At 70.1% G+C, this 26,418-nt stretch carries 26 protein-coding genes and 1 pseudogene; 15 read left to right on the top strand and 12 right to left on the bottom strand.

The genetic code is table 11. The features are described from left to right. Position 1: 1 nt before the first annotated feature. The 3 genes from ccrA to E6W39_RS12975 form a co-directional block, all read right to left on the bottom strand. Positions 2–1,372 carry a crotonyl-CoA carboxylase/reductase gene (gene ccrA, locus E6W39_RS12985; RefSeq protein WP_141633692.1) on the bottom strand — a complete coding sequence of 457 codons (1,371 nt, stop codon included), beginning with the start codon at positions 1,370–1,372 and terminating at the stop codon, positions 2–4. 329 nt (positions 1,373–1,701) lie between these two features. After that, positions 1,702–2,574 carry a TetR family transcriptional regulator gene (locus E6W39_RS12980; protein WP_101382807.1) on the bottom strand — a complete coding sequence of 291 codons (873 nt, stop codon included), beginning with the start codon at positions 2,572–2,574 and terminating at the stop codon, positions 1,702–1,704. 134 nt (positions 2,575–2,708) lie between these two features. After that, entirely contained in the window at positions 2,709–4,532 is a 1,824-nt protein-coding gene (locus tag E6W39_RS12975) for a 3-hydroxyacyl-CoA dehydrogenase family protein (RefSeq protein WP_141633691.1), read from the bottom strand. A 703-nt stretch (positions 4,533–5,235) separates the two neighbouring features. Here E6W39_RS12975 and E6W39_RS12970 point away from each other — a divergent pair. The 5 genes from E6W39_RS12970 to E6W39_RS12950 all read left to right on the top strand — a co-directional run bounded on the left by E6W39_RS12970 (position 5,236) and on the right by E6W39_RS12950 (position 11,074). Beyond that, entirely contained in the window at positions 5,236–6,714 is a 1,479-nt protein-coding gene (locus tag E6W39_RS12970; protein WP_141633690.1) for a type I glutamate--ammonia ligase, read from the top strand. 41 nt (positions 6,715–6,755) lie between these two features. Further along, positions 6,756–7,874, top strand: coding sequence for an amidohydrolase family protein (locus E6W39_RS12965; RefSeq protein ID WP_228718127.1), 1,119 nt, complete (start codon positions 6,756–6,758; stop codon positions 7,872–7,874). 199 nt (positions 7,875–8,073) lie between these two features. Then, positions 8,074–8,700: an amidase domain-containing protein gene (locus E6W39_RS12960; RefSeq protein ID WP_141633689.1), complete on the top strand. Its 627-nt coding sequence runs from the start codon at positions 8,074–8,076 to the stop codon at positions 8,698–8,700. Between the two features lie 164 nt (positions 8,701–8,864). Continuing rightward, positions 8,865–10,349 (top strand): S8 family peptidase, encoded by a 1,485-nt coding sequence (locus tag E6W39_RS12955; protein ID WP_141633688.1) that lies wholly within the window; start codon positions 8,865–8,867, stop codon positions 10,347–10,349. A 260-nt stretch (positions 10,350–10,609) separates the two neighbouring features. Next, positions 10,610–11,074 (top strand): DUF6624 domain-containing protein, encoded by a 465-nt coding sequence (locus tag E6W39_RS12950; RefSeq protein ID WP_181799687.1) that lies wholly within the window; start codon positions 10,610–10,612, stop codon positions 11,072–11,074. A gap of 123 nt (positions 11,075–11,197) precedes the next feature. Here E6W39_RS12950 and E6W39_RS12945 read toward each other — a convergent pair whose 3' ends face one another. After that, entirely contained in the window at positions 11,198–12,097 is a 900-nt protein-coding gene (locus tag E6W39_RS12945; protein ID WP_228718126.1) for an alpha/beta fold hydrolase, read from the bottom strand. Positions 12,098–12,170: 73 nt separating this feature from the next. Here E6W39_RS12945 and E6W39_RS12940 point away from each other — a divergent pair, with 73 nt between their 5' ends. Then, entirely contained in the window at positions 12,171–12,794 is a 624-nt protein-coding gene (locus E6W39_RS12940) for a TetR/AcrR family transcriptional regulator (protein WP_141633686.1), read from the top strand. A gap of 341 nt (positions 12,795–13,135) precedes the next feature. Here the strand turns inward: E6W39_RS12940 and E6W39_RS12935 are convergent, their stop codons facing one another. After that, positions 13,136–14,023 carry a sigma-70 family RNA polymerase sigma factor gene (locus E6W39_RS12935; RefSeq protein ID WP_141633685.1) on the bottom strand — a complete coding sequence of 296 codons (888 nt, stop codon included), beginning with the start codon at positions 14,021–14,023 and terminating at the stop codon, positions 13,136–13,138. Positions 14,024–14,333: 310 nt separating this feature from the next. Here E6W39_RS12935 and E6W39_RS12930 point away from each other — a divergent pair, with 310 nt between their 5' ends. Then, positions 14,334–15,080, top strand: coding sequence for an HAD family hydrolase (locus tag E6W39_RS12930; protein WP_181799250.1), 747 nt, complete (start codon positions 14,334–14,336; stop codon positions 15,078–15,080). Positions 15,081–15,190: 110 nt separating this feature from the next. Here the strand turns inward: E6W39_RS12930 and E6W39_RS12925 are convergent, their stop codons facing one another. After that, positions 15,191–16,054, bottom strand: a complete 864-nt coding sequence (locus tag E6W39_RS12925) for a DUF4097 family beta strand repeat-containing protein (RefSeq protein ID WP_228718125.1) — start codon at positions 16,052–16,054, stop codon at positions 15,191–15,193. Positions 16,055–16,158: 104 nt separating this feature from the next. Here E6W39_RS12925 and E6W39_RS12920 point away from each other — a divergent pair, with 104 nt between their 5' ends. Continuing rightward, the gene (locus E6W39_RS12920) at positions 16,159–16,941 is read left to right on the top strand and encodes a class I SAM-dependent methyltransferase (RefSeq protein ID WP_181799249.1); all 783 of its coding nucleotides are present in this window, start codon (positions 16,159–16,161) and stop codon (positions 16,939–16,941) included. On the opposite strand, the gene lanL is transcribed toward E6W39_RS12920, so the two are convergent. After that, entirely contained in the window at positions 16,924–19,500 is a 2,577-nt protein-coding gene (gene lanL / locus E6W39_RS12915; RefSeq protein WP_141633682.1) for a class IV lanthionine synthetase LanL, read from the bottom strand. The genes E6W39_RS12920 and lanL overlap by 18 nt on opposite strands. 105 nt (positions 19,501–19,605) lie before the next feature. Then, the gene (locus E6W39_RS39325) at positions 19,606–19,773 is read right to left on the bottom strand and encodes an SflA family class IV lanthipeptide (RefSeq protein WP_181799248.1); all 168 of its coding nucleotides are present in this window, start codon (positions 19,771–19,773) and stop codon (positions 19,606–19,608) included. Between the two features lie 357 nt (positions 19,774–20,130). Between E6W39_RS39325 and E6W39_RS12910 the strand changes: the two genes are divergently transcribed. Further along, positions 20,131–20,637: an SRPBCC family protein gene (locus E6W39_RS12910; RefSeq protein ID WP_141633681.1), complete on the top strand. Its 507-nt coding sequence runs from the start codon at positions 20,131–20,133 to the stop codon at positions 20,635–20,637. A gap of 52 nt (positions 20,638–20,689) precedes the next feature. Here E6W39_RS12910 and E6W39_RS12905 read toward each other — a convergent pair whose 3' ends face one another. Continuing rightward, positions 20,690–21,934 (bottom strand): hypothetical protein, encoded by a 1,245-nt coding sequence (locus tag E6W39_RS12905; RefSeq protein WP_141633680.1) that lies wholly within the window; start codon positions 21,932–21,934, stop codon positions 20,690–20,692. 170 nt (positions 21,935–22,104) lie between these two features. On the opposite strand from E6W39_RS12905, the gene E6W39_RS12900 reads away from it, so the two are divergent. The 4 genes and pseudogenes from E6W39_RS12900 (at position 22,105) to E6W39_RS12890 (ending at position 23,869) form a co-directional block, all read left to right on the top strand. Next, positions 22,105–22,500: a GntR family transcriptional regulator gene (locus tag E6W39_RS12900; protein WP_141633679.1), complete on the top strand. Its 396-nt coding sequence runs from the start codon at positions 22,105–22,107 to the stop codon at positions 22,498–22,500. Between the two features lie 42 nt (positions 22,501–22,542). Beyond that, positions 22,543–22,788, top strand: a pseudogene (locus E6W39_RS44135) (DUF6000 family protein); the annotation flags it as partial. A 22-nt stretch (positions 22,789–22,810) separates the two neighbouring features. Continuing rightward, on the top strand, positions 22,811–23,230 hold the full coding sequence (locus E6W39_RS12895) for a hypothetical protein (RefSeq protein ID WP_181799247.1): 420 nt from the start codon (positions 22,811–22,813) through the stop codon (positions 23,228–23,230). A 210-nt stretch (positions 23,231–23,440) separates the two neighbouring features. After that, positions 23,441–23,869, top strand: a complete 429-nt coding sequence (locus E6W39_RS12890; protein ID WP_141633677.1) for an ester cyclase — start codon at positions 23,441–23,443, stop codon at positions 23,867–23,869. A 63-nt stretch (positions 23,870–23,932) separates the two neighbouring features. Here the strand turns inward: E6W39_RS12890 and E6W39_RS12885 are convergent, their stop codons facing one another. Together E6W39_RS12885 and E6W39_RS12880 are read right to left on the bottom strand one after the other, a co-directional pair. After that, positions 23,933–24,148 (bottom strand): DUF397 domain-containing protein, encoded by a 216-nt coding sequence (locus tag E6W39_RS12885; protein WP_141633676.1) that lies wholly within the window; start codon positions 24,146–24,148, stop codon positions 23,933–23,935. Beyond that, the gene (locus E6W39_RS12880; protein WP_181799246.1) at positions 24,129–24,968 is read right to left on the bottom strand and encodes a DUF5753 domain-containing protein; all 840 of its coding nucleotides are present in this window, start codon (positions 24,966–24,968) and stop codon (positions 24,129–24,131) included. The genes E6W39_RS12885 and E6W39_RS12880 overlap by 20 nt, the downstream gene beginning before the upstream one ends. A gap of 115 nt (positions 24,969–25,083) precedes the next feature. On the opposite strand from E6W39_RS12880, the gene E6W39_RS12875 reads away from it, so the two are divergent. Then, positions 25,084–25,317 carry a hypothetical protein gene (locus E6W39_RS12875; protein ID WP_141633674.1) on the top strand — a complete coding sequence of 78 codons (234 nt, stop codon included), beginning with the start codon at positions 25,084–25,086 and terminating at the stop codon, positions 25,315–25,317. 35 nt (positions 25,318–25,352) lie between these two features. After that, positions 25,353–25,511 (top strand): hypothetical protein, encoded by a 159-nt coding sequence (locus E6W39_RS39320; RefSeq protein WP_181799245.1) that lies wholly within the window; start codon positions 25,353–25,355, stop codon positions 25,509–25,511. Here E6W39_RS39320 and E6W39_RS12870 read toward each other — a convergent pair. Then, complete coding sequence (locus E6W39_RS12870) at positions 25,508–26,365, bottom strand: HipA family kinase (protein WP_141633673.1); 858 nt, start codon at positions 26,363–26,365, stop codon at positions 25,508–25,510. The two genes, E6W39_RS39320 and E6W39_RS12870, sit on opposite strands and share 4 nt — an antisense overlap. Between the last annotated feature and the right edge of the window lie 53 nt (positions 26,366–26,418).

The raw sequence follows: 26,418 nt of genomic DNA, 5'->3' as shown, positions 1-26,418 counted from the left end.
CTCAGATGTCCCGGCTGGGCTTGATGGTCCGCTCGTCAAGCTCGCGGAACAGGTTGATCGCCGGCAGGTGCTTCTCGCGCAGCTCGTGGTCGCGCACGCCCAGGCCCTCCTGCGGGGCCAGGCAGAGCACGCCGACCTTGCCCTGGTGCTTGTTGTGGTGCACGTCCAGGGCCGCCTGGCCGGTCTGCTCCAGCGAGTAGACCTTGGAGACGGTCGGGTGGATCTTGCCCTTGGCGATCAGGCGGTTGGCCTCGAAGGCCTCGCGGTAGTTGGCGAAGTGCGAGCCGACGATCCGCTTGAGCGACATCCACAGGTAGCGGTTGTCGTACTGGTGCATGTAGCCGGAGGTGGAGGCGCAGGTGACGATGGTGCCGCCCTTGCGGGTCACGTAGACCGAGGCGCCGAAGGTCTCGCGGCCCGGGTGCTCGAAGACGATGTCCACGTCCTCGCCGCCGGTGAACTCGCGGATCCTGGCGCCCAGGCGCTTCCACTCGCGCGGGTCCTGGGTGTGCTCGTCCTTCCAGAACTTGTAGCCCTCGGCGCTGCGGTCGATGATCGCCTCGGCGCCCATGGCGCGGCAGATCTCGGCCTTCTGGTCGTTGGAGACCACACAGATCGGGGTGGCGCCGCCGGCCAGCGCGTACTGGGTGGCGTAGGAGCCGAGGCCGCCGCTGGCGCCCCAGATCAGCACGTTGTCGCCCTGCTTCATGCCGGCGCCGTTGCGCGACACCAGCTGGCGGTAGGCGGTGGAGTTGACCAGACCGGGGGAGGCGGCCTCCTCCCAGGTGAGGTGCTTGGGCTTGGGCAGCAGCTGGTTGGTCTTCACCAGCGCCAGCTGGGCGAGGCCGCCGAAGTTGGTCTCGAAGCCCCAGATCCGCTGCTCCGGGTCCATCATGGTGTCGTTGTGGCCGTCGGGGCTCTCCAGCTCCACGGACAGGCAGTGCGCGACCACCTCGTCGCCCGGCTTCCAGGCGTTGACCCCGGCGCCGGTGCGCAGCACCACGCCGGCCAGGTCGGAGCCGACGACGTGGTACGGCAGGTCGTGGCGCTTGGTCAGCGGCGAGAGTCGGCCGTAGCGCTCCAGGAAGCCGAAGGTCGAGACCGGCTCGAAGATCGAGGACCAGACGGTGTTGTAGTTGACGGCACTGGCCATCACGGCCACCAGGGCCTCGCCGGGGCCGAGTTCGGGCAGCGGCACGTCGTCCAGGTGGAGCGACTTGCGCGGGTCCTTGTCGCGGCTCTCCAGGCCGGCGAACATCTGCTCCTCGTCCTTGTGGAGCGTGACCGCCCGGTAGGACTCGGGGAGCTTGAGCGCGGCGAAGTCCGCGGACGTGCTGTCGGCGCTGAGGATCGCGTCGAGGATTTCCTTCATGGCTGCCTCCGAAGGCGTACCTGTGTGAGGGCGCACAGGGCGTCTGGGGGAGCCGGGAGCGGACACCGGCTACGCAGTGGGATTGGGTGGGTTGGCCTGGTGGGTTCGTCCCCGGGGTGTGGGGACGCCGGACGACGGCGCGCCGAGGTGGGGAGCCGCGGCGCCGCGACTGGTGAGTAACAAGCTACTGGCACCCTGTGCCACTCGTAAAGACACTGGGTGCCATGATTTTTGGCGTATTCCCGCGCCTGTTCCGGGTGTTGGCAGGGACGCGGAAAGGCCCGCCACGATTGCCGTGACGGGCCTTCTGACCTGCGGTTTTGCTGCCCTTATCGGTTGAAGGCGGCCTTGATGCTGTCCAGCACGACGTCCAGCGGGGCATCGGTCCGGGCCACTGTGATGAGCACCTCACCGCCAGGGGTGGCACTCAGTGCGCTGGCGACCCCGAGATCACCAGGCAGCGTGCCATTCCCACTGGCACTGGGTGTCACAGCAGTGCCACGGCGCCGCACCCCGCTCGGCGGGGTCGCCCAGAAGGTCCCGCGGATCACCTCGAAGGAGTGGTCGAGCTGCGCCTCCACGTCCCCGTGCCCGCCGGCCCGCAGCCAGCGCCGCAGCACGTGGTTGTGGGCCGCGACCACGGCCGCCGCCGATACCTCGGCCAGCATCGAGTCGTCGTCCCCGCCGTGCTGCCAGCCCGGCGGAATGCTGTCCGAGGCGTCGAACCGGCCCAGCAGGTAGCGGGTGAAGAGCCGCTCGTAGCGGGACACCACCGCGATCTCCCGCTCCCGCAGCGCCGGCACCTGACGGATCAACTGGTAACGGGCCACCGAGACCCCGGGCGTGGAGGCGTACATCCGCAGCACCTCCTTGATGCCGCGGCACACCACGTCCAGCGGGTGCTCCTCCGGCTCGGCGCTGGCCAGCAGGTCGGCCACCCGCACCAGGGTGTCGTCGTGGTCCGGGAAGATCGCCTCCTCCTTGGACCGGAAGTACCGGAAGAAGGTCCGCCGGGCCACCCCGGCGGCGGCGGCGATCTGATCGACCGTCGTCTCCTCGTACCCCTGGGTGGCGAACAGCTCCATCGCCGCGGTGGCCAGGTCCTGGCGCATCTGCTGCCGCTGCGCCGCCGCCCGGCGGCTGCCGGGCCCGTTGTCGACGGTACGGAGGTCCTGCTCAGCGGATGACTGTTCCCGGTCCATGCCTGGAACGCTACACGCCCCCCGGGCCCGCTCAGCCCCGGTCCGGGGCAGCGGTCGGGCCCCGGCGCCGTTCACCCAGAACGGGTGGGGACGCTCGGAGTCAGGTGCCGGCACCCCCGCCGGCCCGCCCCCGCTCACCGGCGGGCGTGGTCGCGGAACCCGCGACCGGTCTTGCGGCCCAGGCAGCCCGCCGCCACCAGGTGCTCCAGCAGCGGTGCGGCGGCCAGCCCCGGCTCCCGGAACTCCTGGTGCAGCACCCGCTCGATGGTCAGCGAGACGTCCAGGCCGACCACGTCCAGCAGCTCGAAGGGGCCCATCGGGTAGCCGCAGCCGAGCTTCATCGCGGTGTCGATGTCGTCCACCGTCGCGTAGTGCTCCTCCAGCATCCGCACCGCGTCGTTCAGGTACGGGAAGAGCAGCGCGTTCACGATGAACCCGGCCCGGTCGCCGCACTCCACCGGGTGCTTGCGGATCCCGCCGCACAGCTCCAGCACGGTCGACGTGACCTCCGGGGCGGTCAGCACCGTGGAGACCACCTCGACCAGCTTCATCGCCGGGGCCGGGTTGAAGAAGTGCATCCCGATCACGTCCTGCGGCCGCGAGGTCGCGGTGGCGCAGCTGATCACGGGCAGGCTGGAGGTGGTGGTGGCCAGCACCGCGCCCGGCTTGGCGATCTTGTCCAGGGTGGCGAACAGCTCCCGCTTGACCGCCAGATCCTCGGCCACGGCCTCCAGCACCAGGTCCGCCTGGTTCAGGTCGGCCAGCGAACCGCTGGCGGTGACCAGGCCCAGGGTGGTGTCGCGCTGCTCCGCGGTCAGCCGGCCCTTGGCCACCGAGCGGTCGAGCGACTTGGCGAGCTGGGCCTTGGCCCGGTCCGCCTTCTCCTGACTGCGGGCGACCAGGGTGACCGGGTGGCCGGCCTTGGCGAAGACCTCGGCGATGCCGGTGGCCATGGTGCCCGAACCGCAGACGCCGACCCCGTGCACCGGGCGCCCGGCGACCCGGGCCGCCGCGCCGCTGCTCGGCTCGGCCACCACCCGGGACGAGCCGGGCGCCTCGTAGCTGTAGAAACCGCGGCCGGTCTTGCGGCCCAGCAGGCCCGCCGAGACCAGCTGGCCGAGGATCGGCGCCGGGGCGTGCAGCCGGTCCCTGGACTGCTCGTACATCGCCTCCAGCACGGTGCGGGCGGTGTCCAGGCCGATCAGGTCGAGCAGCGCCAGCGGGCCCATCGGCAGGCCGCAGCCCAGCCGCATCGCGGCGTCGATGTCCTCCCGGGTGGCGTAGCGGGACTCGAACATCGCGGCGGCCTGGTTGAGGTAGGCGAAGAGCAGCCCGTTGACCACGAAGCCGGCCCGGTCACCCGCCGCCACCGGCTCCTTGCCCAGCTCGCGGGCGAACTCGGCGGCCTGCTCGGCAACTTGAGGGGACGTGAGGACGCTGCGCACCACCTCGACCAGCTTCATCGCGTGCACCGGGTTGAAGAAGTGCAGGCCCAGCACCTTCTCCGGGCGGCCGGTGGCGGCGGCGATCCGGGTCACCGAGAGCGAGGTGGTGCCGGTGGCCAGCACCGTCTCCGGCGGGCAGATCCGGTCCAGCTCGGCGAACAGCTCGCGCTTGAGCTCCAGCTGCTCGGGAATCTCCTCGATCACCAGGTCGGCCTCGGCGGCGGCGGACAGCTGCTCGCCGACGGTGATCCGGGCGAGCACGGCGGTGCGCTCCTCGGCGGTCAGCCGCTCGCGGGCCACGGCGTGCGCGGTGGCCTCCTCGATCCGGGCCAGGGCCTTGGCGGCGGCCGCACCGTCGGCCTCGATGCCGATCACCCGGCGGCCGGAGCGGGCCACGGCGACGGCGATTCCGGCACCCATGGTGCCCACGCCGACCACGGCGACGGTGGGGAAGGGGGTGCTGCCTTCGGGAGTTGCGGCGCTTTCGGTGGTTGCGGTCTCGGGAGCCTGCATCGTTGCTGGTCCTTTCGGGGAGGCCGAAGGGCCTGAGCACGGTGTGATCAGGGCACGGTGTGATCAGGGGGTCGGCGAACGCGGCCGGGGCGACGGCCGGGCGGGGCGGGCGGGTGGTGGCGCGGTGGCGCGTGAGGGAGGCGTGGAGCACCGGCGCGCGCTCGGGGCGGCCGGCGGTGCGCTTGCTGGTGCGCTTTCTTGGTGCGCTTTCTGGATGCGCTTGGCGGTGCACGTGGTTCGCGGTGCACTTGCTCGGCGATGTGCTTGGCTGCCGGCGCACTTGGCGCCGCGCTGGGCTTGCGGGACGGGCGCTTGGCGGTGTCTGGGACGACGGAGCTCGGCGCTTGGTGCTCGGTGCTGGTACGCGCTCGACGGCGGCCAGTCCGCTCTGGCCGGACCGCGAGGTGGCGTGACTCGGGGCACGCGGCCCCGGCTGAAGGCAGGCCCGACGCGGTGGATCACCGGCGGACCGTGCGATGACACCCGGCCGCACGCGAGACGTGCGACGCCCGCCGGTGCGGCTCCCGAAGCCCGGCGGTGGTGCGTGCCGGTCACTGTAGCGAAGTTACCGGCAGGTAGGAAGAGGCTGGCGACGGGAAAACGTGACGCGGTGCTATCAGCTGATCGACCGTCAGTTTTCGGTTCGCCAATGCACTCGTACGGGTAATTCCTCCGCCAATGGGTGAGCGGGAGGATGGATCGCATGAGTACCACCACCGCTGAGCAGGGCTCCTTCGATGCATCGGCGCACGGCTCGGGCTCGACCGGCCTGCCGGACGGCCGGCCCGCCGGGGAGCCGATCGCCGAGCGGCTGCCCGCTGCCGACGCGCGGGCCGACCGCGCCGCTCGGGCCCGGGTCGCGGCCGCCCGGCTCAGCGCGGAGGGTGTCGAGGGGGTGATCCTCAGCTGGGTGGACAACGCGGGGCTGGCCCGGGTGAAGACCGTCCCGGTCCGCCGACTGGAGCACGCGGCCGTCTGGGGGGTCGGCGCCGCCCCCTGCTTCGACGTGGTCCTGGTCGACGACAGCTTCACCACCAGTCACCACATCGGCGGTCCGGTCGGCGATCTGCGGCTGATCCCCGATCTCGGCCGGCTCACCAAGCTGGCCGGCCAGCCCGGCTGGGCCTGGGCGCCCGCCGACCGGTTCGACCAGGACGGCTCCGAACACCCCGGCTGCCAGCGCCGGTTCGCCCAGCGCATGATCGCCGCGGCCGCCGCCCGCGGGCTGGAGCTGCGGGCCGGCATCGAGATCGAATGGGTGGTTGCGCTGGCCGGCCCGCCCAGCGAACCGCCGGTCTACCCGTCCCACGGCCCGGCCTACGGCTTCAACCGCCTGATCGACCTCTCCGACTACCTCCGCGATCTGCTGCACGCCCTGGACGAACAGGGCCTGCCCGTGCTGCAGCTCCATCCCGAGTACACCACCGGCCAGTTCGAGGTCTCCACCGCCCCGGAGGACCCGCTCGGCGCCGCCGACACCAGCGTGCTGGTCCGCCAGACCGTCCGCGCGGTCGGCGCCCGGCACGGCCTGCGCACCTCCTTCGCCCCCGCCGTCGAGGCCGGCGGCGTCGGCAACGGCGGCCATCTGCACCTCTCCCTCTGGCGCAACGGGCAGAACCTCGGCAAGGGCGGCCCCGGGCCCTACGGGCTCACCGGCGAGAACGAATCCTTCCTGGCCGGTGTGCTGGCCGAGTTGCCGGCGCTGCTCGCGCTCGGCGCCCCCAGCCCCGCCAGCTACCTGCGGCTGGTCCCGCAGCACTGGGCCGGGTCGTTCCAGTGCTGGGGCCGGGAGAACCGGGAGGCGGCGCTGCGCCTGATCCCCGGCCCGGCGGGGGAGGGAGCGGGCAGCGCCAACGCCGAGCTCAAGTGCTTCGACCTCACCGCCAACCCCTATCTGCTGATCGGCGGCGTGCTGGCCGCCGGGCTGGCCGGGATCGACGCCCGCCGCTCGCTCCCCACCGAGGTGCCCGAAGACCCGGCCGTCCGACCAGAGGGCGAGATCCCCCGGCTTCCCGGCAGCCTGGCCGCCTCGCTCGCCGAGTTCCGCACCTCGGGCCTGCTGCGCGAGGCCCTGGGGGAGCCGCTCTTCGAGGCCGTCGGTGCGGTTCGGCAAGCCGAGCTGGAGCTCTTCGCCCGCCACACGCCCGACGAACTGGCGGCGGCCACCCGCTGGCGGTACTGACGCGCAGCAGACCGGAGGGGCTGACATCTGGAGGTACCGACGTGCTCCCACCACTCATCGACCACCACACGCACAGCGTGGTGATCGCCGACCTCACCCCCGACGCCTTCCGCTCCCTGCTCACCGAGTCCGACCGGGCACCCGTTGCAGACCCCTTTGACAGCGCCCTCGGTTTGGCCGTGCGCCGCTGGTGCCCGCCCGCCCTGGGGCTGTCGGAGCACGCCACGGCCGACGCCTATCTGTCCCGCCGACGAGCCCTCGGCCCCGCTGAGGCCACCAAACGGCTGCTCGGCGCCGCCGGCCTCAGCACCCTGCTGGTGGACACCGGCCTGGTTGCCGCCGCCGGCCACCCGCTGCTGCCGCTGCCCGAACTGAGCGCGCTGGCCGGCGCCCCGGTGCACCAGGTGGTCCGGCTGGAGAGCGTCGCCGAGCGGCTCGCCGCCCGGGCGCCCGCGGCCGCCGACTGGTCAGCCGCCCTCACCGAGGCGCTCACCGCCGAACTGGCCGGAGCCCTGGCCGTGAAGTCGGTGCTCGCCTACCGCCACGGCCTGGACATACCCGCCGAGCGGCCGAGCCCCGCTGAGGTGATCGAGGCCGCCGGTCGGTTCCTGGTGGACCAGCCGGCCCGGCTCACCGACCAGGTGCTGCTGCGCCAGCTGCTCTGGACCGCCGTCGACCTCTGCGCCGAGCGCCGCCCCGCGCTGCCGATCCAGTTCCACACCGGCTTCGGCGACCCGGACTTGACGCTCCACCGCGCCGATCCGGCGCTGCTCACCCCGTTCATCCGAGCCGTCGAGCCCACCGGCGTCCCCCTGGTGCTGCTGCACTGCTATCCGTACCACCGACAGGCCGGCTACCTGGCGCAGGTCTTCCCGCACGTCTACGCCGACACCGGCCTCACCCTGAACCACGTCGGTCCGCGCGCCACCACCGTGCTCGGCGAACTGCTGGAGCTGGCCCCGTTCGGCAAGGTGCTCGCCTCCACCGACGGGTACGGCCTGCCCGAACTCCACCTGGCCGGCGCCGCCCAGTTCCACCACGCCGTCGCCGACCTCACCTGGCAGTGGCGGCGCGCCGGTGCCTGTACCGCGGTCGACGGCGAGCGCCTCGCCCTGCTGCTCGCCGAGGAGAACGCGCGGGAGCTCTATCACCTTCCATAGTCGCTTGGGAGGAAGGAATGTGACTGTGCGTCAGCTACATGCTTCTCGCGTATTCGGCGCTGCTCTGGTGCTCGTGCTCGCCGGTGCCGCCACTCCGGAATTCGCCGCCACTCCCGCTTTCGCGGCCGCGCCGGCTGGGGTTGCCGTGGCGGGTGCCGTTGCCCTGCCGGTTTCGGCTGCCGCGCCGGGTGGCGTTGCCGTGCCGGCTTCCGTTGCAGTGCAGGGTGGCCTGCTGCGGGCGGTCGAGGTCGAGTGGGCTGAGCAGCACTGGGCCGACACCGAGTGGAACGACCCCACCCCGGTGGCGTTCGGCGCCGACCAGCCGAAGTACCAGTGCGCCGAGTACGTCGCCAGGGCCCTCGCCGCGGCCGGCCTGGTTCCCGGGCTGCGAGCGGACGATCCGCAGGACTCCTACTTCCACTACACCGCGCCCAGCGGCACCACCTATGACCTGCTGCTGATCAGCGATCTCCCGCCGTACCACACCCTCTACGACTATCTGATGGACAGCCGCCTCGGCAGCGACGTCGGCGACCAACCCGGGCGGGCCCGCCCGGGCGACGTGGTCGTCACCTACGCCGGCCCCGGCGGCACCAGGAGCCACACCGGCCTGGTGGTGACCGCGCAGGACGGCAGCGCCGAGCCCACCGTCGACGCCCACAACCGGGCCCGTCGGCACTACGAGTACCACTACTACGCGCCGTCGCACCTGGTCCGGATCGACCCGCTGGCGCTGTCGGGCGGCTTCGACTCGGTGCCCGTCGCGTCGGGCGTTCCGGCGCCGGGTGGGCCGGTCCCGCAGGATCCGATCGGTCCGCAGGTCTGACCGATCGTTCAACTCCAGCCAAACTGGCCGGATTTCTCACGGGTTTACCGAACTCCCATCAGTCCCAGCCCTTGTGCTGCTCATTGCTGGGTCATTACCTTTCGGCTACCTAAGCACGGCGGCCACAGCCGTCGCGCCGACGCAACCGGGAGGGGCAAATCCCTATGGGAGTTCGTCGAATACGCAAGGTGCGCGGTGCCGCCGCCGGGCTCGCCCTGGCCACCGCGGTCGCCCTCGCCCTGCCCGCCGGAGTCGCCTCGGCGGCAACCCCGGCGCCCGCGGGCAGCACCGGGCCGCTGCTCAGCTACCTGGTCAACACCAAGGCCAACCACGGCCAGGTGCAGAAGGCCGAACGGGAGATCACCGCGGCCGGCGGCACCGTGGTCTATGCCTACGAGCAGATCGGCGTGATCATCGCCCGCTCGACCAACACCGCCTTCGCCACGACGCTCCGTGGCCTCAACGGCATTGACTCGGTCGGCGCCACCCGTACCGCCGGCATCCCGCAGGGTGATGTGGAGACCGCCGAGGTCACCACTCCGCCCGCCGCCGCGCCCGCCGACGGCAGCGAGCCGTTGCAGGCCGAGCAGTGGGACCTGCGCGAGATCGGCGCCGACAAGGCGCACCAGGTCACCCTCGGCAGCCGTGACGTGGTGGTCGGGGTGCTGGACTCCGGGATCGACGCCACCCATGAGGACCTGGCCGCCAACGTGGACTCGTCGCTCTCCGCCTCATGCATCAACGGCGGTGCTCCGGACACCAGTTGGCAGTCGTGGCAGCCCACCAGCAGCCCGCACGGCACGCACGTCGCCGGCACCATCGCCGCGGCCAAGAACGGCAAGGGCATCGTCGGCATCGCGCCCGACGTGCGGCTGGCGGCGGTGAAGGTGGTGGACAACGGCGGCTTCATCTACCCGGAGTACGCGGTCTGCGGCTTCGTCTGGGCGGCCGAGCACCACTTCCAGGTGACCAACAGCAGCTACTTCATCGACCCTTGGCTCTACAACTGCCAGGGCGACCCGGACCAGGCCGCCATCGTCACGGCGGTGCGGCGCGCGGTCGAGTACTCCCAGGGCAACGGTGTGCTGAACGTCGCGGCGGCCGGCAACTACAACACCGACCTGGCCCACAAGACCACGGACGCCCTGAGCCCCGACGACACCACCCCGGTGAGCCGGCCCGTCGACGACAGCTGCCTTGAGCTTCCGGCCGAACTGCCGGGCGTGATCGCGGTGTCGGCGGTGGGCAGCCAGGGCGTGAAGTCCTACTACTCCAGCTATGGCGCGGGCGTGGTCACGGTGGCGGCGCCGGGCGGCGACGCGCAGTTCCAGATCCCCGACACCCCGGACCGCAACGGGCGGGTGCTCTCCACCCTGCCCGGCAACAAGTACGGCTACATGCAGGGGACTTCGATGGCCACCCCGCATGCCACCGGCGTGGTCGCACTGCTCGCCAGTGCCCACCCCGGCGCGAGCCCGGCGGAGTTGACCGCGCTGCTCACCGCCGAGGCTCACCCGATCGCCTGCCCCACCGGTCCCTTCAACCCCGGCGGCACCGGGGCCTGGGCGGCCACCTGCGAGGGCTCGCCGCTCGACAACGGCTTCTACGGTCATGGGCTCGTGGACGCCAACGCGGCGGTGCGGCTCTAGGTAGGCGCCGGGTACTCGGCAGGTACTCGCTGGTGCCCGTAGCTGGTGCACGTAGCGGGGGAGGTCGGCGGGGCCGACTTCCCCCGCTCTGCGTTTCGCCGTAGATCCATTATCCCCATGGAACAGGGCCTCTGTCACCGTCCTTCGGAATGATCTTGAGTATCGCTGCTGGCCTTAGGTTGGCAGGGTCATATCCCGCCTCTCCCTTGGAGTCATCAGTGGACGTTGCTCTGGCCGGCCTTGCCGCCGAACTCACCGAGATGGCCGCCGCCGATCACCAGGGCGCGGCCCAGGCGCACGGCGAGGACCCGGCCGCCCAACTCGCCTGGCGTCGCCTCACCGCCCAGCACGCCGACCGCCTCACCGAGATCATGGACGAGCACGGCTGGCCCACCGAGGCCCTGGTCGGTGCGGACGGCGCCCGCGCCGCCTGGCTGATCGCCCAGCACGCGGACCGCCAACTCGACGTCCAGCGGCGGGCCTTGGCCCTGATGACCGCCGCCGTCACGGAGGGCGCCGCCAGCCCCCGGGACCTCGCCTTCCTGCGCGACCGCACCCTGGTCAACGAGGGTCGCCCGCAGATCTACGGCACCCAGATCGCCGGCATCCGTGACGGCGCCCCCGTCCCGTTCCCGTGCGAGGACCCGGATCGCCTGGACGACCGCCGCGCCGAGGTCGGTATCCCGCCCTTCGCGGAGTACGTGGCGCGGTTCCCGGTGGCCTGACCGCGGGGTGACGGCGAGCGCCGGCCGGGCGGCCTCTCAAGCGGCTGGTCTGCGGCTTGGCGTGCGGTTTCTCGTGCGGCTTGGCTTGCGGCCTGTCATGCGGTTTCTCGTGCGGGCTGTCGCTCAGCTCCGTGCCTCCTGCCGGCGCGAGGCGACGAACCGCAGCAGGCGCTCATTGACCAGGTCGGGGCGCTCCAAGTTGAGTCCGTGGCCGGCCCGGTGCACGATCTCGGCCTGGACCCCCGGGATCAGCGCGGTGACTCTCTTCAGTGCCTGGCGCGGGCGGACCAGGGCGCTTCGGCTTCCCAGCAGGACGAGGGTGGGCAGTGTGATGGAGCCCAGTTCCTCGTCGGTGAACGGCCTGGCCGCGGGGCGGGCGTTCGGCTTGTAGGTGCGCATGCCCAGCATCAGGGGAGCGATCATCTCGGGGGGTGAGCTGAGCGCGGGGTTGGCGAGCAGCCGTCCCAACGCCGGACGGAGCGGCCGCGGGGCGAGCATTCCGAAGAGGCCGCCGATCATGTGCGCGTAGAACCGGGCGGGGACCTTCTCGATGCCGCCAGGGTCCAGCGGCGCGATCGATGCGAGGCGCTCGGGCGCGTGGATGGCCTGGTTGAGGGTCAGCCAGCCACCATAGGACAGGCCGACCAGATGGATCCGTTCCAGTCCGAGGCCGGCGAAGACCTCGCTGAGCCAGGCGGCGTTCTCCTCGGAGCCGGTGGCGACGGCGCGTTGAACGCTGCGACCGGGGTCGTCCAAGGTGTCGATCGCGTAGACCGGGTGATTCTCGCCCAGGGCGGCGATCTGGGGGTACCAGTTGGACGCGTGCCCGGCGTGCCCGTGCAGCAGCACGATCGGCTCGCCGGTCTGCGGCCCGTAGTGGTGGACGTGGACGGTGCCGTAGGCGGTTTCGACATCGAGTTCCCGGCGCGGGCTCGGCCACAGCTCCATCGCGCGGTCGTATGCCGCAAGGAACTTCGCTCGGGCCTCCTCGCTGACGAAGTGTCCGACGCTGGTCCTGGTCATGATCCCTCCCGGTGCATGAAGCCGCAGCACTTGATGGTATGTTTGTACCATAAAAACGTTCGAAGGGAACCTGATGCCGAAGCTGGTGGACCACGAGGAGCGGCGAGCCCACATCATCGACGCGCTGCTCCGCACGGCGGCGGACAGCGGACTGCACGCCGTCACCATGCGGTCCGTGGCGATCGAGGCGGGCGTCTCGGTGCGGCTCGTGCAGTACTACTTCGACACCAAGGAGCAACTACTCCTCGCCGCACTCACGCGCCTGGCCGTGCGCATGGGCGAGCGGGTCCGCGACCGGGTCAGAGCGGCCGGATCCTCGACGGCTCCGCGCGACATCATCGAGGCGGTCCTGCTCGAAGCCATACCGACCGACGAGGAGAGCCGGACCTTCCACCTCGTCTACACCGAGTACGCGGTGCTCTCCGTCACTGACCCCGCACTCGCCGGCCAGTCGTTCCTCGCGGCACCCAACGAGATGGAGGGCTTCCTGGTCGGCCAACTGGCCGCCGCCCAGCAGGCTGGTGATACCGACCCGTGCCTGGACGCCCGCCAAGAGGCCGTCGTCCTCCTGGCGGTCTCAGCCGGCCTCGGCCTCAGCGTCCTGCTCGGGCAGCGGACGGCGGACGACGCTGCTGCCGTCCTGCACTACCACCTCGGCCGGCTCTTCCCCGATGCGCGAACCTCCGAGGGGCTGTAGCAAAGGGGCTATTGCAAAGGCGGCCAGGTGAATGCCCCGGCTGGTTGGTCCCCCTGAGCCCGGTGGTGCTTGCGCAGTCCACCCATGACGGCGGCGACCGGGCCCCAGCCGGCGCTGACTCCGCCCTGCCGCTATGCGGACCGCGAAGGCGGTGCCCGACGGGCCACCACAAATGCGGTGGCCCGTCGGGGCGGCAGCGGCCGACGATGCGTCAGGGCCCGGCTCGCGCAGCGCAGCGCACTGCGCGGGCCGGGCCGGGCCGGGCTGGGGTAGGGCTGGACCGAGGTGGGGTGGGGCCGAGCAGGCTGCGGGCCGGACAGGGAGCCGGCCCTGAGATGGCCTCAGTCCTCCAGTACTGCCAGCTCCACTTCCGGCAGGCGCTCGGGCTCGGCGATGACGTCGATCTCGGTGATCTTCCCGTCCGCCATGGTGAACGCGAGCACCAGTGCCAAGCGGCCGTGCGGGGCCATGACGAGGCCCACCGAGCCGTCGAGCAGGGCGAGTTGGGTGGTGAGGGCGCGGCCGGTGGAGGCCAGGGCGGCCTTGGCCACGGTCTGGGCGCCGCGCAGCAGGATCGGGGTGGGGCTGGGGCCGACAGCTGTGTCCGCGCGAAGCACCACCTGGGGGTCGAGCAGCGCGAGCAGTGCGTCGAAGTCGCCGGCGCGGGTGGCAGCCAGATAGGCGCTGACCACCTTCCGCTGCCGTACGAGGTCGGACTCCGGTGGCGGGTTGCCCTTCACCCGGCGCCGGGCGCGGCTGGCGAGTTGGCGCGTGGTGGCGGGGGTGCGGTCGATCAGCGGACCGATCTCCTCGAACGGCACCGCGAACATGTCGTGCAGCACGAAGGCCACTCGCTCGGCGGGCGAGAGGGTGTCGAGCACCACCAGCAGCGCCAGTCCGACGGAGTCCGCGAGCAGCGCCTCCTCCTCGGGGTCGATGCCGCGCTCGCGGCGGTCGTCGAGGCCGTCCCGCTCCACGACCGCATCGAGCGGGTCCTCGCGGCGGTGCTCACGTGAGCGCAGTGCGTTGAGGCAGACCCGGGACACCACCGTGGTCAGCCAGCCGCCCAGGTTCTCCACGGTCTGGGCGTCAGTGCGGTTCAACCGCAGCCATGTGTCCTGCACGGCGTCATCGGCCTCGCTCAGCGAACCGAGGATGCGGTAGGCGATCGCCCGCAGTCGCGGCCGGTGCTCCTCGAACTGCGCGGCCAGCCAGTCACGCTCGTCCACCCTGTCACGTCCTTCCACGCCTGGGACTACAGCAACAGAAGCGAAAGCTAGCCGATCAAGGTCGATCGTGGATGACGAAATGCTGATCACACCATCTCGCCGGGCGCGTTGGCTGCCCCTTGGCGGCTGAGCAGGCGCTTGGCCAAAGCCCGGGCAGGCACATCCTCGGCACCCGCTCCGCTCACCGGCTGTGGCACGAAGTGGTCCAGGCCGTCGGCGGCGCCCACTGGATGGGGTGCGACAGCTCGGACGTGCGGGCCCTAGAGTCGCTCGCATGCCTACCGTGCCTCCAACGCCCTCCATGGTTCCCGTGCCTGCGATACCCGTCACGCCTGCCCAAGCCGCGACGCCCCAGCTCTCCCCCCTCCCGCCGATCGCCGCGATCTCCTTCGACGCCGACGACACCCTGTGGGACTTCGGCGCGTCCTTCGCCGTAGCGATCTCTGCGACGGCGGAGCGGCTCCGGGCGGAGGGCCTGCGCCGCCCCAGCGGGTCGGTGACGGGGGAGTGGCTGGCCGAGCTGTGGACGGTCGCCGAGGCCGCCGCCGAGCCCGGCACCGGACTGGAGGTGATCCGCAAGGCGTCGTTCACGCTGGCCCTGGAGGAGTGCGGACAGCCGGCGGACCCGGAGCGGATCGCCGAGATGTTCACCACCTACAACGAGACCCGCTGGGCTGCCATGAAGCCGTTCCCGGAAGTGGTTGAGGTACTCGGTGCGCTGGCCGAGCGCTACCCGCTGGCGGTCACCACCAACGGCAACACCGACCCGGCAAGGGTGGGGCTGGACTACTTCAGCTGCGTCACCTCCGCGAACGAGAGCGGTTACCAGAAGCCCGACCCGCGGATGTTCCACCGCACCGCCGAGCGCCTCGGTGTCGACCCGGGCCAGGTGCTGCACGTCGGCGACCACCTGGCCCATGACGCGGTCGCCGCCCGGGCGGCCGGCCTCCAGGCCTGCTGGCTCAACCGCCTTGGCCCCTGCCCCGAATCCCGCACTGCCGCGGAAGCCGGTATCCAGGAGATCGCCGACCTGACGGCGCTGCTCGCACTCCCATAGCCTTCACAGCCCCTGTGGCTCCCCAGCTCCCGTAGCTCCCCCCAGCTCCCGCAGCTCCCGCAGTTCTCGCAGTTCCCGCCACTCCTGCGGCCTCCGTGGGCGACGGCGCCTCAGGCGGACTTGACGGCGATCTGCCCGTTGCCGGTTCGCAGGTCTATCAGGAACTGCCCTGACGGATCGTTGGGAACGCTGATGTTCGTTCCACCGCTGTCGCTTTGGCTGGAGACCTTGTAGCTGGCGGCGGGGGCGACCACGGTGATCGCGCCGTTGTCGGTGCTCGCATGCACGTCCTGTGCCTTGCTCGGCGCGAGGTCGATCTCGCCGTTCGAGGTCTGCGCCTGCACCCGGGTGCCGTTCAGCCCGCGGCCGGTGATCGTCCCATTGGAACTGTGCGCATCCACCGTGCCGTTCACACCGTTCAACGTGATGCTCCCGTTGGACGTGGACACCTGGACATTGCCGACCTGGGAGAGCGAGATCTCGCCGTTCGAGGTCTGCCCGCCGACCGGAAGCCCCGCCGGCAGCGCGACCGTGTACGACACCGAGCAGTGCTGCCCGCAGCCGTGGAGCACCAGCACGCCGTTGTCCACCTGGGTCGTCGGCGCGGTCGGTCGGCCGCCCTGGTAGTCGACGTCGCGGTGCACGGAGACCGTGGTTGCCCCCGCCTGCCCGTTGAGCGTGACACTGCCCGAGCCGCTGTCCAGCCGCACGGCGGTGATCTGCCCCGAGACCGCGGCGTCGTCGTGGAGCTCGTGATGGGGCCCCAGGCCGAGGTCGTAGGCCGTGAGCACGCTCAGCGCAGCCCCGGCGATGGCGAGGGCCCCGAGGTAACGGAGTCTGTGCTGCATGGCGCTTCCCACCTTGAAGAGAATCTCGACGATTTCGATGACTCGATGCTCGCCACCCACCGCGGCTGGCGACACCAACGACGCTATCCCGCAGGCAATGGCCGCCACGATGGCGCTGACCCCCATCTCTCAGGTGTACCTAGCTACACCACGGAATGTGGTGCCAGCCCCAGGCGAGGCCTGAAAGTCGCTGGTTCGGTGCCGGGCCGACCGCTAACGTCCCTACTTTGATGAATGAGAACAGCGAGAGCGCCGAGAACACCGACACCTGGGACAGCATCGCCGACTGGTACGTCGATCTCCTGCGCGCGGGGTCCGCGTTGAACGACTTCAATCGTGACATCCTGCTCGACCAGCTTCCCGCCGACCTGACGGACCAACGGGTCCTCGACCTCGGCTGCGGAGAAGGCATCATCACCCGCGCGGTCGCCGCCCGCGGCGCCGCCGTGCTGGGCATCGACCCCTCGCCCCGCATGATCGAGCACGCCCGGTCAGGCGGGGGAGTGGAACCCGGCAGCGTGGCCTACTCCGTGGACGATGCCTGCGTGCTCGCCACCGTGGCCGACGACTCGATGCACTGGGTCATCGCCGGCCTCGCCCTCAACAACGTGCCCGACCTCGACGCCGCCCTGCTCGCGGTACGGCGGGTGCTGCGACCGGCCGGCAGCCTGGTCTTCACCGTCCCGCATCCCTGTTTCGAGGCGCCGCAAGCCAGTTGGACGCACGACAGTAGGGCACAGGCCGCCGACGGCACCGCCCGCCGGGTGGTGGGCGACTACCTCGCGGAAGGCTTCTGGCGCTCCACCAACCCCGAGGCCGTCCGCCGCGCGGGCAACCATCACCGCACGCTCACCGGCTACTTGAGGGCGCTGCTGCGGCACGGCTACGCACTGGAGTACGCCGCCGAACCGTCCCCGACCGCCGCGGTGGCAGCCCAACAACCCCAACGCGCCGGGCTACCACCGTTCTTGATGCTGCGGGCAGCTGCCGCGGGTTCAGTCGAGTCCGAGTAGGCCCAGCCGTGGCCCGCCCCGGCGGTGGAGTCGGCGGAAGAGGGAGAGAACACCCGGGGTTCCGAGTGCCCAGGCAGCCGACTCTCCGTCAACTGCCTTGCCGGGAAAGCGCGGTTGCTCGATCGGTCCAGCGCTGCGCGTGAGGATCAGTGCGGCGATCTCCTCGGCTGCGCGCCAATGCCGATCCTCCCCGGTGGTCACGGCCAGGTCGACGAACAACTCGCCGACTCCGGCCAGACCGCAGCATTGGACGGCGAGGCCCATGTGCGGTGCGAGGGTGCGGCAGGCGTCAGCCGCATCGGCGGCCAGCTTGACGAACTGCTCGTCCTGCCAGCGGTGACCCGCTTGGACAAGGACGGCGCCGATGCCGGCCAGGCCGCGGCACCAGGAGGCGTAGCGCCGAGTGGCGCCGGGGCGGGTGGCGTCGGCGATGATGCGGGGGAGTTCGGCGGCGAGGCCGTCAACCAGCCGCCTGGCCACGGACTGTGAGGCGGGCACCTCGATGAGGAAGTGCGCGAGCCCGGCCTGGCCGTGCGCGAAGCCTTCAGCCAGCGCCGCCGTGCCCGGATTGGGCTCCTCGGGGAGGGGGCCGGGCGGTTCGGCGACCAGGTCGCGCGCGCACGAGGCCGCGAGTGCGACGTGGTGCCGGGCGTCCGCGTGCCGGCCGGCCGTCTGAGCTCGGCGGGCCAGAAGCAACTGGCCGGTGCCGATACCGGCCAGGCCGGAGATCTGATCCGTCCGGCGACTGTCGACCGGCCCGTCGGTGATGGCCGGGGCACTGGCGGTCGACGCCGTCAACGTCAGGTACTCAGGCGGTAGTTCGGTGCCCAGGAGATCGGCGGCCTCGGTCACGAAGAGGTCCACGCCCGTGCGGCCGTCGTACAGGCCGAGGGTGAGGCGGTCGAGGTCGGGATGGGCGGTCGTCCAACGGGCCAGGGCGGCCGCGGCCTCCCGGGCGTCCGGGCGGTCGGCATGCTGCAGCAGTTCGAGGCCCAGGCCGGCGCTGCCGTTGTAGAGGGAGAGGAGCGTGTGGGGTAGGCCGCTGCGGCGGGGCGCGGTGACCAGTTCGTGGGCCATCTGCACGCAGGTGGTCACGGTGTGGTCGACGATGGCGGCGACCAGTCGGGCGTCGACGGTGGGTGGCCGCGGGCAGCTGCGTGAACGCACTGCGGCCTGCCCGCATCGAAGTTCGGCTGCGGCCGCAGTCCGCTCCTCGGTGTCGAAGCTCAGTAACCCTGCCACCAATTCGACGGCCGGGTGCCCTGGTGCAGGGAGCGCGCCTGCTAGGCAAGCCAGGGTGCGATCACGGTTCACGGCCGGATCCGAGTCGAGTACCACGGGATCCAGACCGGTGAGCGCATAGTGCAGGGTTGTTCCCAAGGAGTAGTAGTCGTCCGCGAGTTGGACGGGATGCCGACTCGGCACCGCATAGCCCGGGGTGACCCCTTCAGGCCGTTCGCCGGCCAAGGCGCTGACGCCGAAGTCCACCAGCGAACACCGCCCCGCGTCGTCGAGTACGACATTGGCCGGCTTGAGGTCGCAGACCACCACCCCGCGCGCATGCACTGCGTCCAGCACCCGTAGCAGTGCGCGCGCCAGCGCCCACCCGTCGCGCTCGGCGTCCGCAACCGCCCGGTACGGTCCACGAGTCAGCACGTCCCGTCGCAAGTCCCGTGGCCCACGGTCGCCGGTCACCAAGTACTCGTCCTCGCCGTGCCTGAAGTGGTCCACCAGCTCCGGTACTTCGGGTAGGCCCGCCAGCGCGGACAGTACCTGCCGTTCATGCCGGAGGCGGCCCCGCGCGTCAACTCCGTTGCTGTCCTCGGCAACAAAGGCCCGCGCCTGCTTGATCACCACCGGGCGTCCCGTGGCGGTCTCGACCGCACGGTACACATGGCCGTTCGGCGACCGGGTGATTCCGGCGGTGATCCGGTACCGGCCGTCGCCCAATTGGACGCTCCCGCCCGCAGGTGCGGCCTGATGGCCGAACGGGTCGGTCACCCAGGCGGGTTGGCGGTAGCGCTCCGTTGCCGCGCCCGCGAACGTCGCACCGCCCGGGCCGGCGATGACGGGTTCGGTGTCCCCGTTGGCAACGTGGAACGGGCCGTACCGGTAGTAGACCGGGGCATCCGGCCGCAGTCGTCGATCGCTCACCACCCGCGGCCCGGGTCGACCGGCCAGCGCGGCGGCCAGCTCCAGCCCGACGGTGACCAGGGCTTCGGGTGCCGGGTAGACGGTGACGGCCTTGCCGACGGCGGCGGCGCTCAGCACACCGCTGTTCATCGAACGCAGCATTTGTGCGCCGGCGGCGAATTTGGCGTCGCAGGGGTGGCGCAGCAGCACCGGGAGCACCAGGTCGACCAGCTCGGGGAGTTGCTCGGGCCGGGCCGAGATGTGCAACTTCCAGCCGTGCTCCAGCACCGGCATGTCAGGGTTCCGCAGATACAACCAAGTGTCGTCAACGAGAAGGCCTCGCCTGGAGGTTGATGACTTCACCCGTTCGGTGATCCGGGCCAGCAGATCCTCGGCACTACCGGGGATCGGTGCCGCTGGGGCCATGAGTCGACGACCTCCCATGCTAGGAACTCGCGGGTGTGCACGGGCGGCGGCTCTGCGGTCGGGAAGCCGCGAGTCCGCCGCCCTGGCTCACGTCCGGTGAGCGGATCAGATGTCGCCGTTGCAGGGGAAGTGCGTCGGCACCCAGGTGACGTAGGGGTCGCGGAGGCACGCCGCCGGGGTCAGGGCGGCGTCGAACTCGTCCTCGAACGCGATCAGGTCGTCGTTGATGTCCAGCGGGCCGGCGTCGCGGATGTCCAGGACTTGGGTGGTCATGAGGAGGTCTCCCATTCACCTTGGCTAATGATGCCTTCTGGTTCATCCATGCTAGACGCCGCCCTATCCCTGTCATAGGGGTGTGACGGCCTTAGTTTCACCGGGACTTCACAACATCAGGACAGGCCTGCTCCGTGTGCGCCCGCTCGACGCGCGGGCCGATGAGTTGCCGGCCGTCAGGGGCAAGGGTGCTGCAGAACAGGGCTGACCACTGACCCCGTCGCCTGCCGTGTGGAGGGGCTGCGTCGCGGTGCCGGGAACATGACGTGATCCATGTGACGGGCCGTCACATATCTTGTGCTGCTGCATACGAAGTTAGCCTGAGCAGCAAAACGGACGCTTCTCAGGAGACCTCACATGTCGATCGCCCACCCCGACGACAGCATCGACCAGATCGACCCGAAGCCCTACCGGTTCAGCCGAGTTACCTGGGTCAACGCGACGCCCGCTGCCGCCTATGAGCTGATCAGCAACGTCGGGAACGTCAGCAAGTGGAGCCCGAACGTTGCCGATGCGGTCTACGACGAGGGCGCCGGTCCCCGCGAGGGCGACTGGTTCACGGGCCACAACGAGGCCGGTGACGCCCGCTGGACCAGCCGCTCCCAGGTGAGCCGGGCCGAGCCGGGCGTTGGCTTCGGCTACGTGGTGGCCGGTGTCGACAACGGCATCGTGCAGTGGGAGTGGACCTTCCAGGAGTCCGGCAGCGGCTGCGAGGTCCGCCAGACCTGGCAACTGCTGCGCACCGACCCGGTGCTGGGCAAGACCCGCGCCGACGTGGACAACATGCGCGACCTCATGACCGGCAGCGTCGAGGCCACCTTGGTGTCGCTGGCCCGCTGGATCGCCGAGAACCCGGCCAACTGACCCACTGCGGGGCCGTACTCTCCGAGAGTGCGGCCCCGCGCCACCCGAGCAGTCAGGCGTCCCGCTCGATCGAGGCGAGCGCCGGGCGCAGGACGTTCGCGGCGGGCGTCCGCTCGATGTAAGTGCGCAGACCGTCGTGCACTGGGGCCGGTAGCCGCCCTTCGGATAGCCCGTGGCACAGCACCATCAGGACCGTGGCCTGCTCCAGCACGGCTGGATGGGCCTGGTCCTGCACGGCGGCGCGCACCGCTCGCACCCCATCCATCGACCCGTCTGCCGTGGCGCGCGCGGCGGTCTGGATGGCCTTCCGCGCCTCCAAGGCGGCCGCGAGCCGCCAGTCCGCCTCGGGGTCGAGGGTGCCGGCGGTGAGGAAGTGATTGAGCGCCGGTAGGAACGGGGCGACCTTGGGGTGCGCCGCCCAGGACGGCAGTTCGACGCCCTCCGGCAGCGGCGGCAGCGGCTGCGGCTCTGCGGCGCCCAGCCGGCACCAGTCGAGTTGCCACTCCCGGGGGACGAACCGGGGAGGCTTCAAGTGCCATTGCCAGGTGAGGACGGGGGCCAGGCCCTGCATCGGTAGGCCGGTGGTGCGGAACCGGTCCGGCGGCTGGACCAGGAACTCCTGGCCGCCGTCAGGATGGAAGATCAGCCCCAACTGCCAGGTGCAGCACGAGCGGTGGATCTCCGCCGTGATGATGAACTTCTCCGACTCGTCCGGCGCCAACCGCACGTGGGTGCGGTCGAAGTACGGGCGGGCGCCGACGGGTTGGCGGGTGAACTCGTCGACCTGCACCAGATCCGGCTCATCCCTATCGAGGTCGACGATCAGCTCGGGAACGGCGCTGCTGCCCGCCGTCTGCCTGTTGACCAACGCTCCCGTCATCGGCTCACTGCGATCGAGGATGAGCGCGCGGATGGCCCGCAGGGTGAGGTGAGTGTCCGAGCGATTGGTCACCGTCACAAACAGCAGCGTGATGCCGAAGTCGACACCCCCATGGGCTCGCGCCCAGCCCACGATGTCCTCGCTGCCCGTGAGGGCCCCGGGCGCGGGAACGGGCGGATCGCTCAGCGCGTCGTCGAGAGCCGGGAGAAGTATCAAGCGTCCCACGGGATCCCGCTGCTCGACCAGGATCTCCACCGCCTCCGGCCCCGGTGCGCGGGGCGCCGGCTGACTGTGGACGTGGACGTCGCCGTTCAGCGCTCCCACCTGCAGGACTGGGCCATTGACCGTGCTCTCCGACAGCGAGTTGCTGGTGCTGCCTGACGCCATGCGGGGCTGCTGGGAGCCGTCCTCGGACATGGCCGTCATTCTGCCATGGCGAGGTCTGCGTCTTCGGGCGCCGACCAACCCCTTGCGGGGCCGACTCAGGGGTGAACTGGCGTTTGCTGCCTCGGCGTTGATCATCACGCTTGACACTGCATCAGCGGCGTAGTCCTATAGTGCTAGGAAGCTAGATAAATGAGGTTACGGTGATCGAGTTTCACATCGAGGCCCGGTCCGGTGTCGCGCCCTACATGCAGCTGGTCCACCAGGTCCGCCAGGCCCTGAGGTTGGGCCTGCTCTCCGAAGGCGACCGCCTGCCGAAGGTCAAGGAGGTCGCGGCCAAGGTCGCGATCAACCCCAACACCGTGCTGAAGGCTTATCGGCAGCTGGAGAACGAGGGCCTGGTCTCTCCGAAGCCCGGGGTCGGCACCTTCGTCACCGGCACCCTCGGCGATCCGGGTTCATCCCAGCGCGAGCCGCTGCGAGTGGAGTTGCAGCGCTGGCTGGCAAAGGCCCGGGGCGCCGGACTGGACGAGGAGAGCATCAAAGCCCTCTTCCTCGACACCATTCGTACCAACACCGGAGCAGCGAAAGGGATATGACTGTGATCACCGAGCCAGTCATCGAGGCAAGAGGGTTATGCAAACGCTACGGTCTGCGTTGCCCTCGCCACCTTCGGGACGCCTGCCGATGCCGACATCCTGGCCGCCTACCCCGATCGCTATCTGCCACGGCCAGACCTCTACTACGACCAGACACGCGCCCTAGTCGTCGTCGCTGCTGCGCCGGGTGGGCGGCCGCTGGCAGGCTGCGGTGGCCGAACTGCTTTACTCGGACGAGGTCTTCAAGGAATCCCGGAGACGAAGGTTCCGTGCGGTTGGAAGCTATAGCCCACTCATGGGGGAACATCTGATGAACACCACAGCAGTCTCCTCCCATGACCAAAGGCGGTTCCTCGAGAGGTTCTCCTGCTTCGAAGACGGCGTGATCACCGGAATTCGACTCCACATCCCCAGGGGACCCAGCGCCGGGTGGACTGCGTCGTTCGACATCCAGGCGATGGACGGAGCAGCCGGCAACGATTGGCGCCTCGTACAGATCACGGTCGGGGGCGTCTACGAATACGAGTTCCCGTGCAGCAGGCAGTACTCGTACTTCGTTCTCTCGGATGGGCTGAAGCTGGACTGCACGGACGAGCGGTGCGTGCTCGATCTCGATCCGGGGCCGGATGAGTGGCTTGCCACTCAGGTGGGGCAGCAGGGCGAGTACTCGAAGCAGTACGTCATCGGCACCTCTTGCGAGTACGAGGTGCTCAGCGGACCGTTCATCTGATGAGCCACGGTAGATGCCCTCTGGCACAGATCGGACTTTGTCAGGGGCCAGCGCCGTGATCGCTGGTCGGCATCGAGCGTTGCAGCTACGCCATCTGATGGCCAGGTAAGGCAATGGTGACGGGCGGCTCCAGTGCTTGCGAGTGAAGTTGGCGGGGTGGCCAAGCGTGCCGGGTCGACCGGCGGGGCTTGAGTGGGAAGACTTTCTGCCATGTCCACTGATGACAACAAGGCGCTGGTTCGGCGCTTCTATGCGGAGATTGACGCGGGCAACCTCGATGCGATGGACGAGCTTGTCGCCGAGAATTACGTCGATCACCATCCGCCGCCGTTTCCGGTCTCACCTGGGCGGGATGGGCTCAAGGAGGCGTTCCGGCTGTTCTGGGATGCGACGCCCGGAAGTCATCAGATCGAGGACCAGATCGCCGAAGGCGACAAGGTGGTGACTCGGCTGACCGCGACGGGAGTTCACCGGGGCGATCTCCCGGGTGCGCCGGCTACGGGGAACCAGATGAAGATGACGGCCGTGGTGATCCACCGCATCGAAGGCGGGAAGCTGGCCGAGAAGTGGTCTGACAAGGACGAACTCGGCCTGCTGCAGCAGATCGGCGTACTTCCGCCGCTCGGGTCTGGTGGGTAGCTCAGCGCGGGTGCGCGACTCGTTCCAGCATGGCGTGGATCGTGCAGGGGCCTTGGGGGACGGTCAGTTGAGGGTGCTGGTGCGCAGTGCGGTGAGGAAGGCGGTGAGGGCAGGGGCGGGGAAAGTGAGGGCCGGGCCGTGGGGGTCCTTGCTGTCGCGGATGGGGGTGTGGGTGGGGTGGTTGGTGGCGACCTCGACGCAGTTGCCACCGGTTCCGTTGCTGTAGCTGGACTTGCGCCAGGAGGGGGCGTCAGAGGCGCTAAGGAAGTCTTGGGTCACGGTAGATACCCTCCAGCACAGATCGGATCATGTCGAGGGACATGATCGGTGGCAAGGCCTTCGCTCGGAGGTCATCGTAGACCTCTGTGCAGTGCCTGACCTGGGCTGGGTCGTCGTAGATCTGCCCACGGCGGGAACCTTCGATGTATGCGACTCGGTTGCCGTTGGCGAGCGTGTGGAGGGTTAGCGAGGCGCCCATTGCGTAGTGCTCGCCTGCGTTGAACGGCAGTACCTGCACGGTGATGTTGGGGCGTTCAGCCGCCCTGAGGATGCGAGCGAGTTGGGCGCGCATCACTTGTGGTCCGCCAACCTCTCGCATGATCACTGCTTCGTCCAGCACTACTTCCCACTTGGTCCCGTTGGGGCGGAGGATCAGCTTCTGGCGGCTCATTCGAGCGGCAAGGAGAGCCTCGACGTTGTGCTTGGCATGGGGGAGTTGGGCGGCGTGCAGGACGGCCCGGGCATACGCTCGGGTTTGGAGCAGCCCTGGGATCACGAACCCAGTGAACTCCCGGATGTCGACGGCCTTCGCTTCATAGCTCATGAACGCCTGCACGTAGTCCGGGTACTGTTCCCGGTCCACGTGATACCACAAGTCCTCGAACAGCTCGTCGGTGTCGTAGGTCTGGTCCATCGCCCGAGCCAGCGGCAGGGTCGGCTTGCTGCCCGTCATGCGTTCGATCTGGTTGACCCTGCTCCCCGCTGTGTGCAGCTCGCGGCCGGACTGGACCTGCGTCATGCCTCTTCGCGCCCTCGCTCGGCGGGCGCGGTCGGCGAAGAGGGCCGCGAGAGATGACTTCGGATCAATTGCTTCGCTCATCAGTTCAGTTCTCGCTTTACGGCAGGAAGAGTAAGCGGTCCCCTCTAGCAATCGTAGTTGCATGGAGCAACGCTGGAGGCACACTCGGTGAAACCATTCAAGAGAGGTGCCTTCCATGACTTCCCGGTACCAGGCCCACATCGCCCCCCAGCGCGCCGACGCCGAGTTCGCGCTCGATCACCTCCGGACCACCCTCGCACTGGACGGGCTGGCGCTCCCCTCCTGCGGGCTCGCCGGCCCGTCGTTCACCACCGGGACGGTCCTTGTCGAGCTTGGCCGGGCGCGGGCGGACGTGGTGCTGCGGATCGCGGACTTGCTCCTCGCCGGAATCACCGCCCAGGAGCAGTGAGACGTGCGGAGCGAAGAGACCCCCCGGACAGCGTGATGACGATGCACGTCTACCGGATCGCCGCCGATGGCACCACGGTCGTGCTCGGCATCCAGGTCATCCGCAACGGCGAGCCCTACACTCGCCCGCTCAGCATGGAGTACCCGCCCTGCCGGTGCCCGCGGTGTCAGAACGCAAAGCGGGAGGCGCTCTAACGCCCGTGCAGATCCGGCACTTGCTGCAGCCAGGCCGGCCGCCCTGCCTGGCTGCGCGCCCTTGCCGCCGCCTCCGCCGCCCGCAGCTGCTCCTCGCTCGCGAACTCCCGTGGCAGCCAGCGGTCCGACGCCGCCACCCGGGCGACCAGGTGGCGAACGTACGCCTCGCGCACGGCGTCGAGTGACGCGAAGTCCTCCAACTCCAGCCACTCGCCCGGCACCAGCGCAACCACCTCGCGCACCAGCTGCTCCGTCACCCGGCCCGCCAACTCCCGGTCCGCGCCCGCGACATCAGGCGAGTAGCCGCCCAGCGCATGGTTGCTCATGTCGTACGCCCGGTCCACGGCCGTCAGTGCCGTCGACCAGCGGTGGTGGAAGACCAGCCCCGCCCCGTTGTCGATCAGCCACAACTTGCCATGCCAGACGACCATGTTGGGGTTGGCCCGGGTGCGGTCCACATTGGCGGTCAGCGCGTCCAACCACACCACCGCGCCTGCCTCCAACGGCGACATCGGAACCGCCTGCCCAGGGCGGAAATCCGTCGACCCCGGCAGGTAGTCCATCCCCAAGTTCAGCCCGGCGCTGGCCTGCAGCAGGTCCTGGATCTCCGTGTCCGGCTCGTGCGCGGCCACCGCCGGGTCGAAGTCGACGACCACCAGCTCCGGCACCCGCAGCCCCAACCGCCGTGCCAGCTCGCCCACGATGACCTCGGCCACCAGCGCCTTGCGCCCTTGGGCGGCGCCGACGAACTTCACCACGTACGTGCCGAGGTCGTCGGTCTCGACGATCGCGGGAACCGAACCGCCGGCGCGCAGCGGGGTCAGGTAGTGGAGGGCCTTCACCTGGTTCAGCACAGGGACCAGCCTAAGCTTGGCACCGCCACGCGGGCCCAGAGGGCCCGCCGTCA

Source organism: Kitasatospora acidiphila (genome assembly GCF_006636205.1).
Lineage (GTDB): Bacteria > Actinomycetota > Actinomycetes > Streptomycetales > Streptomycetaceae > Kitasatospora > Kitasatospora acidiphila.
The sequence above is the reverse complement of the archived record's forward strand: the minus strand, read 5'-3'. Positions and strand labels throughout refer to the sequence as shown.

Excerpts from the sequence above, each read along its gene's own strand:
- E6W39_RS12945 (WP_228718126.1), bottom strand. The coding sequence starts at position 12,097 with ATGACCAGGACCAGCGTCGGACACTTCGTCAGCGAGGAGGCCCGAGCG.
- E6W39_RS12910 (WP_141633681.1), top strand. The coding sequence starts at position 20,131 with ATGTCGATCGCCCACCCCGACGACAGCATCGACCAGATCGACCCGAAG.
- ccrA (WP_141633692.1), bottom strand. The coding sequence starts at position 1,372 with ATGAAGGAAATCCTCGACGCGATCCTCAGCGCCGACAGCACGTCCGCG.
- E6W39_RS12950 (WP_181799687.1), top strand. The coding sequence starts at position 10,610 with ATGGCCGCCGCCGATCACCAGGGCGCGGCCCAGGCGCACGGCGAGGAC.
- lanL (WP_141633682.1), bottom strand. The coding sequence starts at position 19,500 with ATGGCCCCAGCGGCACCGATCCCCGGTAGTGCCGAGGATCTGCTGGCC.
- E6W39_RS12940 (WP_141633686.1), top strand. The coding sequence starts at position 12,171 with ATGCCGAAGCTGGTGGACCACGAGGAGCGGCGAGCCCACATCATCGAC.
- E6W39_RS12975 (WP_141633691.1), bottom strand. The coding sequence starts at position 4,532 with ATGCAGGCTCCCGAGACCGCAACCACCGAAAGCGCCGCAACTCCCGAA.
- E6W39_RS12875 (WP_141633674.1), top strand. The coding sequence starts at position 25,084 with ATGACTTCCCGGTACCAGGCCCACATCGCCCCCCAGCGCGCCGACGCC.
- E6W39_RS12980 (WP_101382807.1), bottom strand. The coding sequence starts at position 2,574 with ATGGACCGGGAACAGTCATCCGCTGAGCAGGACCTCCGTACCGTCGAC.
- E6W39_RS39320 (WP_181799245.1), top strand. The coding sequence starts at position 25,353 with ATGACGATGCACGTCTACCGGATCGCCGCCGATGGCACCACGGTCGTG.
- E6W39_RS12880 (WP_181799246.1), bottom strand. The coding sequence starts at position 24,968 with ATGAGCGAAGCAATTGATCCGAAGTCATCTCTCGCGGCCCTCTTCGCC.
- E6W39_RS12895 (WP_181799247.1), top strand. The coding sequence starts at position 22,811 with ATGAACACCACAGCAGTCTCCTCCCATGACCAAAGGCGGTTCCTCGAG.
- E6W39_RS12925 (WP_228718125.1), bottom strand. The coding sequence starts at position 16,054 with ATGGGGGTCAGCGCCATCGTGGCGGCCATTGCCTGCGGGATAGCGTCG.
- E6W39_RS12920 (WP_181799249.1), top strand. The coding sequence starts at position 16,159 with ATGAATGAGAACAGCGAGAGCGCCGAGAACACCGACACCTGGGACAGC.
- E6W39_RS12905 (WP_141633680.1), bottom strand. The coding sequence starts at position 21,934 with ATGTCCGAGGACGGCTCCCAGCAGCCCCGCATGGCGTCAGGCAGCACC.
- E6W39_RS12955 (WP_141633688.1), top strand. The coding sequence starts at position 8,865 with ATGGGAGTTCGTCGAATACGCAAGGTGCGCGGTGCCGCCGCCGGGCTC.
- E6W39_RS12970 (WP_141633690.1), top strand. The coding sequence starts at position 5,236 with ATGAGTACCACCACCGCTGAGCAGGGCTCCTTCGATGCATCGGCGCAC.
- E6W39_RS12890 (WP_141633677.1), top strand. The coding sequence starts at position 23,441 with ATGTCCACTGATGACAACAAGGCGCTGGTTCGGCGCTTCTATGCGGAG.
- E6W39_RS39325 (WP_181799248.1), bottom strand. The coding sequence starts at position 19,773 with ATGACCACCCAAGTCCTGGACATCCGCGACGCCGGCCCGCTGGACATC.